Origin of the sequence: Rothia sp. HMSC072E10, assembly GCF_001813965.1 — a bacterium.
Classification (GTDB): domain Bacteria; phylum Actinomycetota; class Actinomycetes; order Actinomycetales; family Micrococcaceae; genus Rothia; species Rothia mucilaginosa_A.
In genome coordinates, this window is sequence record NZ_KV814488.1 from 1 (window position 1) to 14,478 (window position 14,478).

General features: G+C 60.7%; 15 protein-coding genes. 7 read left to right on the forward strand and 8 right to left on the reverse strand.

Annotated elements, in window-relative coordinates; translation table 11 throughout:
- Positions 1-76 precede the first annotated feature (76 nt).
- The 4 genes from HMPREF2944_RS03360 to rfbA form a co-directional block, all read right to left on the reverse strand.
- Positions 77-379, reverse strand: coding sequence for a PqqD family protein (locus HMPREF2944_RS03360; RefSeq protein WP_049343038.1), 303 nt, complete (start codon positions 377-379; stop codon positions 77-79).
- The gene (locus HMPREF2944_RS03365) at positions 376-1,233 is read right to left on the reverse strand and encodes a nucleotidyltransferase family protein (protein ID WP_083313066.1); all 858 of its coding nucleotides are present in this window, start codon (positions 1,231-1,233) and stop codon (positions 376-378) included. Before HMPREF2944_RS03365 ends, HMPREF2944_RS03360 begins: the two co-directional genes overlap by 4 nt.
- 108 nt (positions 1,234-1,341) lie before the next feature.
- The gene (locus tag HMPREF2944_RS03370; protein ID WP_070680473.1) at positions 1,342-2,826 is read right to left on the reverse strand and encodes a tyrosine-protein kinase domain-containing protein; all 1,485 of its coding nucleotides are present in this window, start codon (positions 2,824-2,826) and stop codon (positions 1,342-1,344) included.
- Positions 2,827-2,934: 108 nt separating this feature from the next.
- The gene (rfbA, locus tag HMPREF2944_RS03375; RefSeq protein ID WP_070680477.1) at positions 2,935-3,795 is read right to left on the reverse strand and encodes a glucose-1-phosphate thymidylyltransferase RfbA; all 861 of its coding nucleotides are present in this window, start codon (positions 3,793-3,795) and stop codon (positions 2,935-2,937) included.
- A 74-nt stretch (positions 3,796-3,869) separates the two neighbouring features.
- On the opposite strand from rfbA, the gene rfbB reads away from it, so the two are divergent.
- From rfbB to HMPREF2944_RS03410, 7 genes are all read left to right on the forward strand, one after another.
- Positions 3,870-4,868, forward strand: a complete 999-nt coding sequence (gene rfbB, locus HMPREF2944_RS03380; RefSeq protein WP_049332946.1) for a dTDP-glucose 4,6-dehydratase — start codon at positions 3,870-3,872, stop codon at positions 4,866-4,868.
- A complete protein-coding gene (gene rfbD / locus HMPREF2944_RS03385) occupies positions 4,868-6,292 on the forward strand; it encodes a dTDP-4-dehydrorhamnose reductase (protein WP_049332944.1) in 1,425 nt (474 codons plus the stop codon). Before rfbB ends, rfbD begins: the two co-directional genes overlap by 1 nt.
- Positions 6,293-6,536: 244 nt before the next feature.
- Positions 6,537-7,157, forward strand: coding sequence for a 50S ribosomal protein L25/general stress protein Ctc (locus tag HMPREF2944_RS03390; protein WP_005506952.1), 621 nt, complete (start codon positions 6,537-6,539; stop codon positions 7,155-7,157).
- Positions 7,158-7,344: 187 nt separating this feature from the next.
- Positions 7,345-7,932, forward strand: a complete 588-nt coding sequence (gene pth, locus HMPREF2944_RS03395; protein ID WP_070680481.1) for an aminoacyl-tRNA hydrolase — start codon at positions 7,345-7,347, stop codon at positions 7,930-7,932.
- 155 nt (positions 7,933-8,087) lie between these two features.
- The gene (locus HMPREF2944_RS03400; RefSeq protein ID WP_070680484.1) at positions 8,088-9,386 is read left to right on the forward strand and encodes an aminotransferase class V-fold PLP-dependent enzyme; all 1,299 of its coding nucleotides are present in this window, start codon (positions 8,088-8,090) and stop codon (positions 9,384-9,386) included.
- Between the two features lie 91 nt (positions 9,387-9,477).
- Positions 9,478-9,948 (forward strand): Fe-S cluster assembly sulfur transfer protein SufU, encoded by a 471-nt coding sequence (sufU, locus tag HMPREF2944_RS03405; RefSeq protein WP_049343045.1) that lies wholly within the window; start codon positions 9,478-9,480, stop codon positions 9,946-9,948.
- Positions 9,949-10,235: 287 nt separating this feature from the next.
- Entirely contained in the window at positions 10,236-10,733 is a 498-nt protein-coding gene (locus tag HMPREF2944_RS03410) for an FAD synthase family protein (RefSeq protein WP_070680487.1), read from the forward strand.
- Positions 10,734-10,865: 132 nt separating this feature from the next.
- Here the strand turns inward: HMPREF2944_RS03410 and HMPREF2944_RS03415 are convergent, their stop codons facing one another.
- From HMPREF2944_RS03415 to HMPREF2944_RS09230, 4 genes are all read right to left on the reverse strand, one after another.
- On the reverse strand, positions 10,866-11,363 hold the full coding sequence (locus HMPREF2944_RS03415) for a DUF2505 domain-containing protein (protein WP_049332932.1): 498 nt from the start codon (positions 11,361-11,363) through the stop codon (positions 10,866-10,868).
- 276 nt (positions 11,364-11,639) lie between these two features.
- Complete coding sequence (locus HMPREF2944_RS03420; RefSeq protein WP_049343047.1) at positions 11,640-12,350, reverse strand: glycosyltransferase; 711 nt, start codon at positions 12,348-12,350, stop codon at positions 11,640-11,642.
- Between the two features lie 278 nt (positions 12,351-12,628).
- Complete coding sequence (pssD, locus tag HMPREF2944_RS03425; protein ID WP_049343048.1) at positions 12,629-13,108, reverse strand: PssD/Cps14F family polysaccharide biosynthesis glycosyltransferase; 480 nt, start codon at positions 13,106-13,108, stop codon at positions 12,629-12,631.
- A 123-nt stretch (positions 13,109-13,231) separates the two neighbouring features.
- Complete coding sequence (locus HMPREF2944_RS09230) at positions 13,232-14,464, reverse strand: chain-length determining protein (protein ID WP_070680490.1); 1,233 nt, start codon at positions 14,462-14,464, stop codon at positions 13,232-13,234.
- Between the last annotated feature and the right edge of the window lie 14 nt (positions 14,465-14,478).

The window sequence follows — 14,478 nt, forward strand, 5'->3', positions numbered from 1 at the left end:
GCGGGGCGGTCAGACTAAAAGTCTGACCGCCCCGCCTTCTTTACGTTATACCCGCTTTTCGAGCTACAGAGAGGCCCTAGAGAGTCTCCAAGAGGTTCTTGGAGAGCAGCTCGGGAATGAAATCCTCAATCTGCGGCGCGATAACCTCTGCGGGCTGTTCGTAGAGCTCACAGATGGTCTCAATCGCTTCCTCCTCGCTCGTGGGTTCCTCGAAAAGACCCCAGATGATGGAGGCCGAGCCCTGCAGGATAGAGTGCTCCCCGGTGTCTAGATTCGCGATATACGTGGCGGTGGGGGAGTATTTGGCGAACTCCTCGGAATGTACGTAGGCGATATTTTCGGGGATACCATACACGGGCTGAGGGGATTCCGCGGTCATTTTTTCACCTCGATTCCGAAGCGTTCAAAGAACTTGGCACGCACCTCGGCACGCGTGGGGGTACGGCCAAGCTGCATGGCCAGGTGGTCCTTATTGACGAAGAAGATATTCTTCAGGGTGCGTAGCTTATCGCGCAGGGTGGTTGCCGACCGAAGCCGACCAATCCACTGAACGTAGTGGGGGACATCCTGCGAAACGGAAAGCCACAGCAGATAGTCGCGATCGCCTCGGTACTGTTCAAGCCCGCCCATGGCCGCGCTGTAGGCCAGGTTTGAATCGAGCTCGTTGGCACGTTCCTTAAGCCGCTGCCAGTCTGCGTAGGACATGCGGTTCACCAGATAGTTGATATCCGCGCTGTAACGGGACGCAGCGCGGGCACGGTGTAGCACCACAATAAGGCGAGCATCCAGGTCTGAGGGGACCGTACAGGGCCGGTGAGCGATGAATCGGGTACGGCGGGCTGCCCACACACGGTCAAAGGTCTTCTCGTAGTCACCGTGGCGGCCGAGGCCGGGGAAGAATCGATGAATATCGGTCAGGCCCCAGGAGGCATGGTAGAGGGTCATGGCGTGCTCGAACACTGAGCCCGTCTCAAAGTGGGCCTGGATACGCCAGCCATCCGCTAGGAGAATCTGCACAAAGCGGTCCACCTGCGATGGACGGACCAACAGGTCAGCGTCGGAGCTGTACCTACCCTTGCGGTAAATTTCCTGCGAGAACGCGTAGCCCTTGATATGCAGAACGTCGATGGAATGCTTATCGGCTATGTGCTGGAAGTAGGCGTGCGCAAGCCGAATCCGTGCCGCGAGCGGAGTGGTGAGCGGCTCCGGGGTATTGGTGGAGTGAGTGGTCACAATAACCTTTCGGTGCACCGGTCTATACCAAATAAGTATACGGCGGGAGGGACAGAAACACTGCCCTTCCCGCCGTATGTTGCTCCCCGTGGGGAGAGGGTCGAAAGGTTATGCCTTGGGGGCTGAGGACTTCGACTTCGAGGACTTCTTATCGCCGTCCTTACCGTAGCCGTAGTAGGTTGCGTAGCCCACGTAGGTGCTTGCGTAACCGAAGCCGTAGTAGGAGTTACCCAGGCCCTTACGGGGTGCACGGTTCAGAACAAGACCGAAGAGGTTTGCGTTGACCTTCTTCAGGATGCTGGAAGCCTCGGTCATCTGCTCACGGTGGCTGCGGCCAACCGAACCGACCAGAATCACGCCATCCACGGAGTGGGAAAGCAGCGATGCATCGGTCACGGGCAGCAGCGGCGGAACGTCGACCACCACGATGAACTCTTCGGAGAGTTCCTTGATGAGCTGGCGCATCTTGTCCGAGCCCAGAAGCTCAGAGGGGTTCGGGGGGATGCGACCCGCGGGAAGCACGAAAAGGTTCGAATCGCCCAGCTGGTGCACGGCGTTTGCAATCTCCACCTGACCGGCCAGAACCTGGGTCAGACCGACCTTGGCGTCGAGCTTCAGCTTCTTAGCCACGGTCGGGCGGCGGAGGTCGGCGTCAATGAGGATGACGGGCGAACCAGCGTCGGCCAGGGAGCGAGCCAGCGAGAGCGACACGGTCGACTTACCTTCACCGGGTACAGCGGAGGTGACGATGAAGGAGCGCGGGGGAGTATCAACATTCACGAAGCGCAGGTTGGTACGCAGCTGACGAATCGATTCCTGAGCAATGTGGTCGTCGGTGTCACCGTTCACGATGTTCTCTTCGTTCAGGTCCTCACTGACGGGCAGCACACCCAGGATGCTTGCGCCGGTTGCCTTGGTGGCGTCGTCACGGGTGCGGATGCGCTGATCCAGTGCGCGGCGCAGGAAGATGGCGGTGTACACCACGACCAGGCCGATAACGGCGCCAATCAGAGTGTTCTGCTGGTAGTTCGGGGAAACCAGCGGCGGGTTGACGCTTGCGTTGTTCAGCGGAATCACGCGGACGGTATTGCTGCTTGCAGAGGGGGTTGCCGCAGCGTTGCTATCGCCGTTAACCAGGGCCTGAGCGTTACCGGGGTTCTGCTCAATTTCCTTGATGTAGTCAGCGGTAGCCTGCAGAGCGCTGTTGGCGAGCAGCTGTGCGTTCTTCGGGGAAGAAGCCTGGGCGCTCACGGTAATCAGCGCAGCATTGTCACCTGCGGTTGCGGTGAGGCTAGAACGAATCTGACCGGTGGTTAGGGAGAGCTCAGGGGTGTTCTGCTTAATCTTCTGTGCCACGGCCTCAGAGGAGACGATAGCTGCGTAGGAGCGAGCACGCTCCTTAGCGGCTGTAGAGCCCGAGAGAACATCCACCGTACCGGACTCGCCCACGGTCACGTAGCCCGAGGACGAGGCGGCGTACACCTTCGGCTGCAGGGATGCATAGCCGAAGCCCACCGCGGCACCAATGATGATGCCAATAATCAGCAACCAGAGGTTAGCCCTCGTGGTGCGGAAGAATTCCAAAATGGTCATAGTAGTGAGAATACTCCAGAAAGTTTGAGTTAGTGTGTGCCCGTGACGTGGAGTACTGCCGCGGGCGGTGAAGGGATACGGTATATCCCCTGGGTTGCGGTGTGAAGCTTAGCGGAGCAATCCGAGCAGGTAGCTACCGTAACCGCTCTTGACGAGGGGGGTAGCAATCTCGCGGAGCTGCTCGTCGGAAAGCCAACCGTGACGCCACGCAATTTCCTCCGGGCAACCGACGGACAGACCCTGACGGCTCTGGACGGTGCGGATGAAGTTAGTGGCATCAGCGAGTGAATCAAAGGTTCCGGTATCGAGCCATGCGGTGCCGCGCGGCAAAACCTCAACCTTCAGTTTACCCTGTTCCAGGTAGACGCGGTTAAGGTCAGTGATTTCCAACTCACCGCGGGGCGAAGGCTTAATCTGTCGGGCGTACTCCACGACCTTCGAATCGTAGAAGTACAGACCCGGAATCGCGTAATCGCTCTTGGGGTTCTCGGGCTTCTCCTCAATAGAGAGGGCGTTGAAGTCCTCATCAAATTCCACCACACCGTAAGCGCGGGGATCAGCCACGCGATATGCAAAGACGGTCGCGCCGTCCTTCTGCTCGTAAGTGGCCAGCTGGGTGCCGAGACCGGGGCCGTAGAAAATATTGTCACCGAGCACGAGCGCTACGGGATCATTGCCAATAAAATCGGCGCCCAGAATAAATGCCTGAGCCAGGCCGTCCGGGGAAGGCTGAACTTTATATTCGAGATTAATACCAAAACGAGAACCGTCGCCGAGCAAACGCTTAAACTGCTCCTGATCGGCCGGAGTGGTAATAATCAAAATATCGCGAATACCCGCAAGCATCAGAGTGGACAGCGGGTAGTAAATCATCGGCTTGTCATAGACCGGAGTGAGCTGCTTGCTAATACCCTGAGTGATGGGGTGCAAACGACTACCGGTACCGCCGGCAAGAATAATTCCCTTCATAACTTCTTATTGTGTCATGTTTATCTCTTTGTTGAGGCGTAAAAATCGCTCTTTAGCCGGGTAAAATCTACCGTATGGCTCACATTCTTGTTACCGGCGGTGCCGGTTTTATTGGTTCGAACTTTGTTCACCACCTCATCGATAACACTGATCACACGATTACCGTGCTGGATAAGATGACCTACGCCGCAAATGCTGCGTCTTTGGAAGGTCTTCCCGAATCTCGTTTCAAGCTCGTCGTCGGCGACATCGCGGATCGCGAGCTGGCAGACGAACTGGTCGGCAAGGCTGACGCCGTTGTTCACTACGCAGCGGAGTCTCACAACGACAACTCGCTGGCCAACCCCGAACCCTTTATCCACACCAACCTGGTGGGTACCTTCAGCCTGCTGGAGGCGGTCCGTAAGCACGGTACCCGCTACCACCACATCTCCACCGACGAGGTCTTCGGCGACCTCGAGCTGGACGATCCCGCTAAGTTCACTGAAACCACCCCCTATAACCCCTCCTCCCCGTACTCCTCCACCAAGGCAGGCTCCGACCTGCTCGTACGCGCCTGGGTTCGTTCCTTCGGCATCGAGGCCACCATCTCGAACTGCTCGAACAACTACGGACCCTACCAGCACATCGAGAAGTTCATTCCTCGCCAGATCACCAACATCCTCTCGGGCCTGACCCCGAAGCTGTACGGCGAGGGCCTGAACGTTCGTGACTGGATTCACGCATCCGACCACTCCTCGGCCGTGCTGCGCATCCTGGAGCAGGGTAAGATTGGCGAAACCTACCTCATCGGTGCGGACGGCGAAGAGAACAACATCACCGTTCTGCGCACCATCCTGCGCCTGATGGGCAAGGACGAGAACGACTTCGAGCACGTTGTCGACCGCCCCGGTCACGACCTGCGCTACGCCATCGACGGTAGCCGCCTGCGTGCAGAGCTCGGCTGGGAGCCGAAGTTCACCGACTTCGAGTCCGGCCTGGCAGACACCATCAAGTGGTACACCGACAACCGCGGCTGGTGGGAGCCCCTGAAGGCTGAGGTCGAGGCTAAGTACGCGAAGGCTGGTCAGTAATGACCAAGGAGCTGAAGGTTACCGAGACCGAGATTCCCGGCCTGCTCATCATCGACCTGCCGGTGCACGGCGATAACCGCGGCTGGTTTAAGGAGAACTGGCAGCGCGAAAAGATGGTCGCCGCCGGCCTGCCCGACTTCAACCCGGTGCAGAACAACATTTCGTTCAACGCTTCGGTGGGTACCACCCGCGGTATCCACGCCGAGCCCTGGGACAAGTACGTGTCGGTTGCGACCGGCCGCATCTTCGGCGCATGGGTTGACCTGCGTGCCGGCGAGTCCTTCGGCAAGGTCGTCACCGTTGAGCTGGGCCCGGACACCGCAATCTTCGTGCCCCGCGGCGTGGGCAACTCCTTCCAGACCCTGGAAGAGAACACCGCCTACACCTACCTGGTCAACGACCACTGGTCCGCGGATGCGGTATCCGGCTACAGCTTCCTGAACCTGGCCGATGAGACCGTCGCCATCGACTGGCCCATCGACCTGGCAAAGGCTGAGCTCTCCGAGAAGGACCGCAACCACCCGCGCCTGAACGAGATCAAGCCCCTCGAAGCCGACCCGATTCTGATTATTGGCGCGGGCGGTCAGCTCGGCACCGAGCTGGTTCGCCAGCTCACCGAGCAGAACGTACCCTTCCTGGCTGTGGATCGCGACCGCCTCGACCTGGGCAAGCCCGAGCAGTGGCGCGACGCATTCCGCTGGCGCTCCTTCCGCGCGGTCATCAACGCTGCAGCGTACACCGCAGTGGATCAGGCAGAAACCTCCGAGGGTCGCCGTGACGCCTGGGCAGCTAACGCTCTGGGCGTGAGCGCTCTTGCCTCCATCTGTGAGGAAGCTAACCTGCCGCTGGTTCACGTATCCACCGACTACGTCTTTGACGGTTCCCTGCCCCTGGGCGAGGAATACCCGGAGGATTACCCCCTGGCACCGCTGAGCGTCTACGGCGCATCCAAGGCTGCCGGTGAGGTTGCCGCTGCCGCATGGCGTAAGCACTACACCTTGCGCACCAGCTGGGTTGTTGGCGCCGGTAAGAACTTCGTGGGTACCATGGCATCCCTGGCAGAGCGCGGCATCGACCCGTCCGTGGTTGCCGACCAGTGGGGTCGCCCGACCTTCACCCAGGACCTGGCAGCTGCTGCTCTGCACCTGCTCTTCTCGGGCGCGGAATACGGCACCTACAACGTGTCGAACACCGGCGAGGTCATCAACTGGGCACAGTTCGCCCGCGCGGTGTACGAGGGTACCGGCCATGACCCGGCACGAGTCAGCGACACCACCACCGAGGAATACTTCGCCAACGCTGAGCTCTTCGCTCACCGTCCGACGAACTCGGCAATGGACCTGTCCAAGCTGATTGCTGCAGGCTTCACCCCGCGCGATCACCGCGAGGCGCTCGCCGCCTACCTTGCAGAAATGGGCTCCTAACCCTCTGAGGATTCGACCCTATATCTGCTGATAACAGCATAAAAGGCGTGAAAAGCGCCATATCACAGGTTCCCGGCCCTTGAAGAAGAGCCGGGAACCTGTACAATATTGTCTTGGCCAAGGCGGTGGAATACACGAAACGTGTAGGTCCGTAACTGACGGTGGCTGGTTGGAAAGAGATTTCTGGCGCCAGTCCCTATTCCACTTGGCGCATCACTTCTAACCAAGAAAGGGTGGACGACTCATGTCAGATACCATCAAAATTTCAGCTACCGTACGTAGCGACTTCGGCAAGGGCTACGCGCGCCGCATCCGCATGGCAGGCGACATCCCCGCCGTCATCTACGGCCACGGCGAAGAGCCCAAGCACGTAGTACTCCCCGGCCACGCAACCACCCTGGCTGCCCGCGTCCCCAACGCTATCCTCGACCTCGACATCGAAGGTGAATCACACCTCGCAATGATCAAGGACATCCAGCGTCACGCAATCCGCCCCGAACTGCAGCACATCGACCTGCTGACCGTTAAGCGCGGCGAGCGCGTTGAGATCGAGGTTCCTGTACACGTTGAAGGCGAGCCCGCTGTTGGCGCCGTTGCTAACCAGGAAGAAACCGTTCTTCTGGTTGAAGCTGACGCACTGAAGGCACCCGAAGCTTTGACCGTGAGCATCGAAGGCCGCGAAGCTGGCGCTCACGTTCTGGCATCAGATGTTGAACTGCCCTCAGGCGTAACCCTGGTTGCAGACGCTGAACTGCTGATCGTTAACGTTTCTGAGCCCGAGGAACTCGACGTTCCCGAGCCCGGTGAAGAAGGCGAAAACGCACCCGAGGGTGACATCGTTGAAGCTTCCGAGGAATCAGATTAGGCTGGCGAAGCTCACGACTCAGATAACTCAAAGCACTAAGACCGCGCCCTGCGCCTAGCGCAACAGTGATCTGTGGATGGCCCGCCGCTACCTCTCTTCTGAGGTGGTAGCGGGCCATACTCATAGAATGGTGTAGTCCATGAATTTTCTAAAAAACCTTTTACAGCGCCGTGGAAAGGGCGAAGATATGTCTGATGCGTGGCTCATTGTTGGTCTGGGGAACCCGGGCCCGGAGTACGAGAAAACCCGCCATAACATCGGCCAGATGGTGGTTGATGAACTGGCGCGTGAAGTAGGCGGTGGCTTCAAGAAGCACGGACGCGCGCGCGCCCAGGTGCTGGAAGGACGTTTGGGTATAGGCGGCCCCAAGGTTATTCTCATGAAGTCCCTCGGCTACATGAACGCCTCGGGCGGCCCCGTTAGCGCCATCGCCAAGTTCTACGGTATTGACCCCGACCACATCATCGTCGTCCACGACGAGCTCGACATCCCCTTCGACACCATCAAGCTTAAGATTGGCGGGGGAGAGGGCGGCCATAACGGTCTGCGCGACATCACCAAGGCTCTGGGCACCAAGGACTACTACCGCGTGCGTACCGGCATCGGTCGTCCGCCCGGACGCATGGACACCGCGGACTTCGTGCTCAAACCCTTCAGCAGTACCGAGGCGAAGGCTCTGCCGTTCCTCATCTCGAACGCCGCGGATGCAACCGTCATGCTCATCAAGGAGGGCCTACAGGCTACCCAGCAGCGCTACCACGGGGCCGCATCCTAGCCGATTGCCTCGCCGCTGTGCGCCCCGCGAACTAGGCTCTACCTAACTATGCAAGAGCCACTCAAGGGAATAAGCTAGAAAAGAATGACGTTATACGCTCCACGACGGGAAAATACCCGCCCCGTGGAGCGTATGAGCGAGAGAAGAAGGTACCCGTGGCTGAATACTCCACCCCCGCCAATATTCCCCTGAGCGACGACGTCGTGCGTCAGCTCCGCCAGGACTTCCCGATCCTCAACACCGAGGTCAACGGGCACCCCCTGGTTTACCTGGATTCCGGGGCTACGAGCCAGAAACCCCTGCAGGTTCTCGACGCAGAACGCGACTTCTACCTGCGCGCCAACTCCGCCGTACACCGCGGCGCGCACACCCTTGCCGTCGAGGCGACCGACCTCTTCGAGGACGCTCGCCGCACCGTGGCCGGCTTCGTGGGTGCCACGGAGGAGGAGCTGGTGTGGACCTCCAACGCCACCGAGGCGCTGAACCTCATCGCCTACAGCATCGGTAACGCCTCCCAGGGCATCGGCGGCAAGCCTGCCGAGCGTTTTGCGCTGGGCCCCGGCGACGAAATCGTCACCACCGAGATTGAGCACCACGCGAACCTGATTCCCTGGCAGATTCTTGCCCAGCGTACCGGCGCAACCCTGCGCCACATCCCCGCCACCGAGGACGGCCGCATCGACTACGAGGCCGCCGAGGGCATCGTCAACGAGAAGACCCGCATCCTGGCCTTCACCCACGTCTCCAACGTGACCGGCGCGATTACCGACGTGCCGCGCCTGGTGTCTCTGGCCCGCAAGCACGGCGCACTCGTCGTGCTGGACGCCTGCCAGTCCGTACCGCACATGCCCGTGGACTTCCACGCCCTGGACGTCGACTTTGCCGCCTTCTCCGGTCACAAGATGCTGGCTCCCACCGGCATCGGTGCCCTCTACGGCCGCGCGGAACTGCTGAACGCCCTGCCGCCCTTCCTGACCGGCGGCTCCATGATCACCCGCGTGGGTCTGCAGGACGCCGAGTACATGCCCGCCCCCATCAAGTTCGAGGCCGGTACCCAGCGCGTCTCGCAGGCGGTCGCCTTCGCCGCCGCCGTGCGCTACCTGCAGCACCTGGGCATGGAGAACGTCGCGGCCTGGGAACACGAACTGGGCGCCCGCCTGGTTGAGGGCGTTCAGAAGATCGAGGGCGTGCGCCTGCTGGGCCCGACCGATCCCGCCCAGCGCGCGGGCCTGGTGGCCCTCGCCATTGACGGCGTGCACCCGCACGACGTGGGCCAGCTACTCGATACGCAGGGTATCGCCGTGCGCGTGGGTCACCACTGCGCGCAGCCGCTGCACCGCTGCGCCGGCGTGACCGCCTCGACCCGCGCCTCCACCTACATCTACAACACGACCGAGGACGTGGACGCGTTCCTGAAGGCTCTCGCCGAGGTGCGCCCCTACTTCGGCCTCTAATCTCTACGGCGCGCACGGCGGGCATACCCGGGCCGCCGTGCGCGGCCGCGTTATCCTCACTAGACGATTCAACACACGGAAGAAGACCAAAATGTCTCTCGAAGCTCTCTACCAGGACATCATCCTGGAACATTCTAAGGAGCGCATCGGCGAGCACCTCGTGGAGGTCCCCGCCGGCCATGCGAGCGCTGATAACCACCAGTACAACCCCACCTGCGGCGACGAGATCAACCTGCGCGTGGTGCTCTCTGACGAGCTGAAGGACGGGGAGAAGACCATTGAGTCGGTCTCCTGGGAGGGCGACGGCTGCTCCATCTCGATGGCGGCTGCTTCCGTGCTCTCGGATATGGCTCCGGGCATGACCCTCTCTGAGCTGCAGCGCCACGTGGATGCGTTCCGCGAGATGCTGCGTTCCCGCGGCCAGGTGACCCTGGACGAGGAGGAGTACGGCGATATGGCTGCCTTCGCGGGCGTTTCGAAGTTTGTGGCTCGCGTGAAGTGCGCGATGCTCTCCTGGGTAGCCGTCGAGGAGGCCGCCAAGGAAGCCGCTCTGGAGGACTAGCACAGCCCGCGCGGCTCCCACCAGCTCCTTGCTGGGCGGCCCAAAGATGATCGCAACGGAATGAGGCGGACGCTACAGCGCGTCCGCCTCATTCTGCGTTTTATCCGAGCCCCGCGGGAAAAGATGACTGGTAAAATAATAGGTGCGGTTCGCCTAACCAGCGCCCCGCGAGGAACCTTTTTCGGACCGGCCCCGCCCGCATGAACGGGGCGGATGCGTTCCTCACCCTCCGACTCCTTCGGGGCGCCGGAGTGACCATCGCCGCTACCAACCACAAGGAACCCCTCATGATTATTGGCTACGCCGCAGGTGCCTACGACCTCTTCCACTACGGCCACCTCGAGATTCTCCGCAAGGCCAAGGAGAACTGCGACTACCTGATCGCAGGCGTCGTGCACGACGACGTCCTCGAAGTCACCAAGGGCCGCCGCCCCGTCATCCCCATCGAGGAGCGCGCCGCCATCGTCAGCCACATCGATTACGTGGACGAAGTGCACATCGAAACCACCCCCGACAAGCTCGAAACCTGGAAGCAGAAGCCCTTTAACGTCTTCTTCAAGGGCGACGACTGGAAGGGCACCGAGAAGGGCCTCGCCCTCGAGGAACGCTTCGCCGAGGTGGGCGTGGAGGTGCACTACTTCCCCTACACCGAGCACACCTCCAGCACCAAGCTGCGCAAGGTCGTCGACCTGCTCGAGGCCGAGCACGACCTGCGCGCGGAGATGCACCGCTTCGCTGAGCTGCTGGGGGACCGCGAGTACTCCGAGGCGATTGTCGCCTCCTAAAACCTTGCCGCTCTCGTGACCCCCAAGACGCATAAATCCCCGCCACCCAATCGGGTGGCGGGGATTCTTTAACCCTCGTGAGGACCAGCGGTACGCCGGCCTACTGGGCGGGGACGATTAGCGCTGAAACGATTAGCGCTGAGCAATCCACTTCTCGGCGGAGGTGCCCAGAACCTTCAGCACGCGGCCAACCTGCGGCTCGGCAGCGGCGGCAATCTTCTTGCCCACCAGCGGGATGGAGCAGGAAACCTCGCCGTTGACGTCCAGACGGGTCTTGTCGCCCTCGGGAATCAGGTGCTGGGTGGCGCTGGCCGAAACGGGGATACCGTTGACCTTCACCTCGGTTGCGACGGTGCGCGCACCGTCAGCCGCGGGGGCGCTCACGTTGTCCACCTGGGTCATGGAGACGCCGTTGCCCACGAACTTGCGGGCGATATCCGGAACGCGGTCGGCCGGGATGGTGCGCTCGGTGGTTGCGGTGAACTCGGCGGAGGTGTCACCGGAGACCGAGAAGCTACCGAACTCGACGCCCACCTCGGAGCAGACGAAGCGAGCGAAATCCTCGCTGGAGAAAGCCTCGACGACCTGGTCGACGCTTGCGTTGATGACGGTAGATTCCTGAACTGCCATGAAATTTTCCTTTCGTAGTGCGCGATAAACCCCGCGCATCATTCCTCTCTAGGATACGGTGCGCGGGGTTTCGCAACCTAATAATACGATGCGAATTCGGCCGAGAATACGCCGTGGGCAGATAGCGGCAACGGGTCTATACCCGCAGGTCACCGCGTTCTCGGTCGGAGGTTCGCGTGCCGGTCTAAGATGCAAGACTCAGGGGCGTCTTGCACGAGTAGGGGAGCGGACCGAAATATTCAGCCCGTGCTGCTAGGCGCCGGTACTGGGCGCTTACTAGGCGCTGGGAGCCATGGCGTCGATGCGTGCCATCTCGGCCTTACCCGCACGGTGCGCGCGGACGGCCTGCTTGCAACGGCCCCAGAAGGAATCGCGGCGGTGAATCTTACCGGCCAGCAGGTCGTGCAGCTCCTCACCCAGCTGGGCCGCGGAGATTTCCGGAGTGGAGACGTAGGGCTCGGCGGTGCGGAAGAGAGAGGGGTTCGACAGCGCCAGATCCAGCTTGTGGAAGAGATCCTCGCGGCTCTCCACCACAACGGCGTGGCCGCGCTTCTCCATCAGAGCGGTGAAGGGGACCTGATGGTTATCGACAACCTCGTCAAACTCCGCGCGGCGCGGAACGGCCAGGGGCAGAGCACCGGTGCGGCGCGCATCCTGGATGGAACCGGGGCCGCCCTGAACCAGCACAACGCTTGCGTTGGCGTAGTAGTCCAGCAGCTCGGCCGCGGGAAGAAGCTTCAGATTATCCGCGTGCTTAATGGGCGCGGTGTGGCCATGCTGCACGAGGCAGGTGACCTGCGGGTGAGCCTCAAGGTAGGCCTCGACCCAGCGCAGAAGACGGTCAAAAGTGTGAACGTCGGTGCCAAGAGAAACCACCAGATCGTATGTCTTCGTCGGGATGCGAACCGGTGCGGCAGCGGGGGTAAATACAGGCAGGTCGAACTTGGCGGTATCGACACTGACCTGGGGGAAGTTCTGAATAGACATCGCCTATTCCTCTCTATGTATTTATCGGTAGTAACCCCGCATATCCGATGCAAAAATCCGGAGGGCATCGTATGGATATACGTGGTGGCGTCGTGCCGGAGAGAATGGTGAGTAATCCCCGCATACGCTTCTCTGACGAGTGGTTAGTTCGTGTGGATGGTGAGTCCTCAGCGGAGCGCACGACCTTTATGTATCTGTATGTTTAATAAATACTATACCCCGAAAATAATACCCTCTATGCACTGGAAGGTATTATTTTCGGGATAGGTTAATCACTCTTAAAAAATGGGGTGAATTACGCGAGAATCGGGGAAATTCTTCTGCTGTTCATCGCTCTGAACAATGATGCGATCAGCAATGGTGTACAGCATTTTACCCGTCATCGTCGGCAGAGTCGGGCGGTCAAAACACTCGATGTACAGGGTCTTTACCCGGAAAAGCTTCGCCGCAATAAAGAACGGGACCGCGACACCCGCACCGGCGGAAACCACCGCATCCGGACGTTCCTTCGGAAAAATTCGAAACGCCAAGAAAAGGTTGCGAATAGCATTCTTAATATTGCGCGTCGTCGGATAGTACGCCCAATAAGTCTTCTCATCGGCCAGCGAGGATTCCACGTCGGGCTGCTTAAAGCTAACCCACACGCGATTGTAATCCTGCCAGGCGGCGGCGGTAGCCGTCAGGTGCTTCAAATGGCCACCGCTGCTGGAAACCAACAGGAGTTTGGGCCGGGCCTGGGCGGAGGTTGCCTCAGTCATAAGTATTCTCCTAATACCCCACAAAGGGAGAAACAAAAATGTGATGAGCGGTCGGGGCTCGACAAACCGGAATCGCCGAGCCCCGCACCATAGAGTGAATACCCGCGCGGGTGCGCCCCGACGCTACTCGCGGTCCAGGAAGACCGCCAGGGAGGTGACGCCCTCCAACTGCTCCAGCTGCTGGAACAGCTCACGCACCGACTTCAGCGAAGTAGCTGCGGTGACCGGAACCAGGGCCAGGCCGGCAGCCTGCACGAAACGCAGCTGGGTGGACAGGGGAGTGGCGGTGCTCAGGCTGATGACCAGCGGAGCCTCGCTCTTGGTCACCATCGATTCGGGAGTGTAACGGGTCAGGTCCTCGCGTACCGAAGCGTAATCGGTGAAGCGTGCGTACTCGCTGGGCAGGACGCGCTTCAGCATCTGGTACAGGTGCTCCACGCCGCGGTCGGTGCCCGGCAGAATCACCACGCCGGAGGCGCCGGCGCTCTTGATATCACCATCGGGAGCACCCACAGTGCGCAGCAGCATGAAGGCATCGTTCGCCTCCGAGGTCGAACCCAGCTCGTGCACGGGGATACCGGCATCCTGCAGGCGGTCAGCGTAGCCGACGTTGCGCATCATGCGGTCGCGGCCGTACGCCAGAACCAGGCCAATCAGCAGACCCGCCACGGCGCCGACAATACCCAGCTTCACCGGGCCAAGAGCCGAGGAAGAAGAAGGAACCTGAGCCTGGCTCATCACGCGGCCACCGACGAGAGAGGTCAGCTGAATCTGAGCGCGACGCTCCTGCAGCTGGGATACCAGAGCGTTACGGTTCGCGTCCCCCTCCGCGGCGGCAATCTGCTCGTCCAGCTGCTTGGTTGCCGAGTCCACGCTGCTCTTGAGCGCATCGGAACGGACCTGCAGGTAGGAGTTTGCCATCGCGTTCGCGTAACGTGCGGCGTCGTCCGGGTTGGAGCGGGTGACCTCGATATCCAGCACCGAGGTCTGGGAGGTGCCGGTCACCTTCACGGAGTTCATGAGGCGGCTGGTCAGCTGCGCCTCGGAGAGAGTATCGCCCTCGCTAATCAGGGTCTTAGCAGCCTGGGTAGCCACCTCACGAGAGGAAGCCACGCGAGACTCGGTCGCAATGTCGACCTTGGAGGAGTTGGCGCTACCGGTACCGGCCGGGTCCACCACCATCGGGTAGACCACCAGGGAAGCCTTAGCGGTGTACTTGCCGTTGGTCATGTAGCCGTAGGCCGCACCGGCCAGGGCGAACACCACGACCGATACCAGAATCAGCACGGGATGACGAAGAATACGGCGAACCTGGCTACCCAGCGTCACCGAGGAACTGTGAGAGGTGTTATCCATGAGGACATCCTTGG

Bases quoted from the DNA above. Each gene is read 5' to 3' on its own strand.
- HMPREF2944_RS03360 (WP_049343038.1), bottom strand. From the start codon at position 379: ATGACCGCGGAATCCCCTCAGCCCGTGTATGGTATCCCCGAAAATATC.
- HMPREF2944_RS03370 (WP_070680473.1), bottom strand. From the start codon at position 2,826: ATGACCATTTTGGAATTCTTCCGCACCACGAGGGCTAACCTCTGGTTG.
- rfbA (WP_070680477.1), bottom strand. From the start codon at position 3,795: ATGAAGGGAATTATTCTTGCCGGCGGTACCGGTAGTCGTTTGCACCCC.
- rfbB (WP_049332946.1), top strand. From the start codon at position 3,870: ATGGCTCACATTCTTGTTACCGGCGGTGCCGGTTTTATTGGTTCGAAC.
- rfbD (WP_049332944.1), top strand. From the start codon at position 4,868: ATGACCAAGGAGCTGAAGGTTACCGAGACCGAGATTCCCGGCCTGCTC.
- HMPREF2944_RS03390 (WP_005506952.1), top strand. From the start codon at position 6,537: ATGTCAGATACCATCAAAATTTCAGCTACCGTACGTAGCGACTTCGGC.
- pth (WP_070680481.1), top strand. From the start codon at position 7,345: ATGTCTGATGCGTGGCTCATTGTTGGTCTGGGGAACCCGGGCCCGGAG.
- sufU (WP_049343045.1), top strand. From the start codon at position 9,478: ATGTCTCTCGAAGCTCTCTACCAGGACATCATCCTGGAACATTCTAAG.
- HMPREF2944_RS03410 (WP_070680487.1), top strand. From the start codon at position 10,236: ATGATTATTGGCTACGCCGCAGGTGCCTACGACCTCTTCCACTACGGC.
- HMPREF2944_RS03415 (WP_049332932.1), bottom strand. From the start codon at position 11,363: ATGGCAGTTCAGGAATCTACCGTCATCAACGCAAGCGTCGACCAGGTC.
- HMPREF2944_RS03420 (WP_049343047.1), bottom strand. From the start codon at position 12,350: ATGTCTATTCAGAACTTCCCCCAGGTCAGTGTCGATACCGCCAAGTTC.
- pssD (WP_049343048.1), bottom strand. From the start codon at position 13,108: ATGACTGAGGCAACCTCCGCCCAGGCCCGGCCCAAACTCCTGTTGGTT.
- HMPREF2944_RS09230 (WP_070680490.1), bottom strand. From the start codon at position 14,464: ATGGATAACACCTCTCACAGTTCCTCGGTGACGCTGGGTAGCCAGGTT.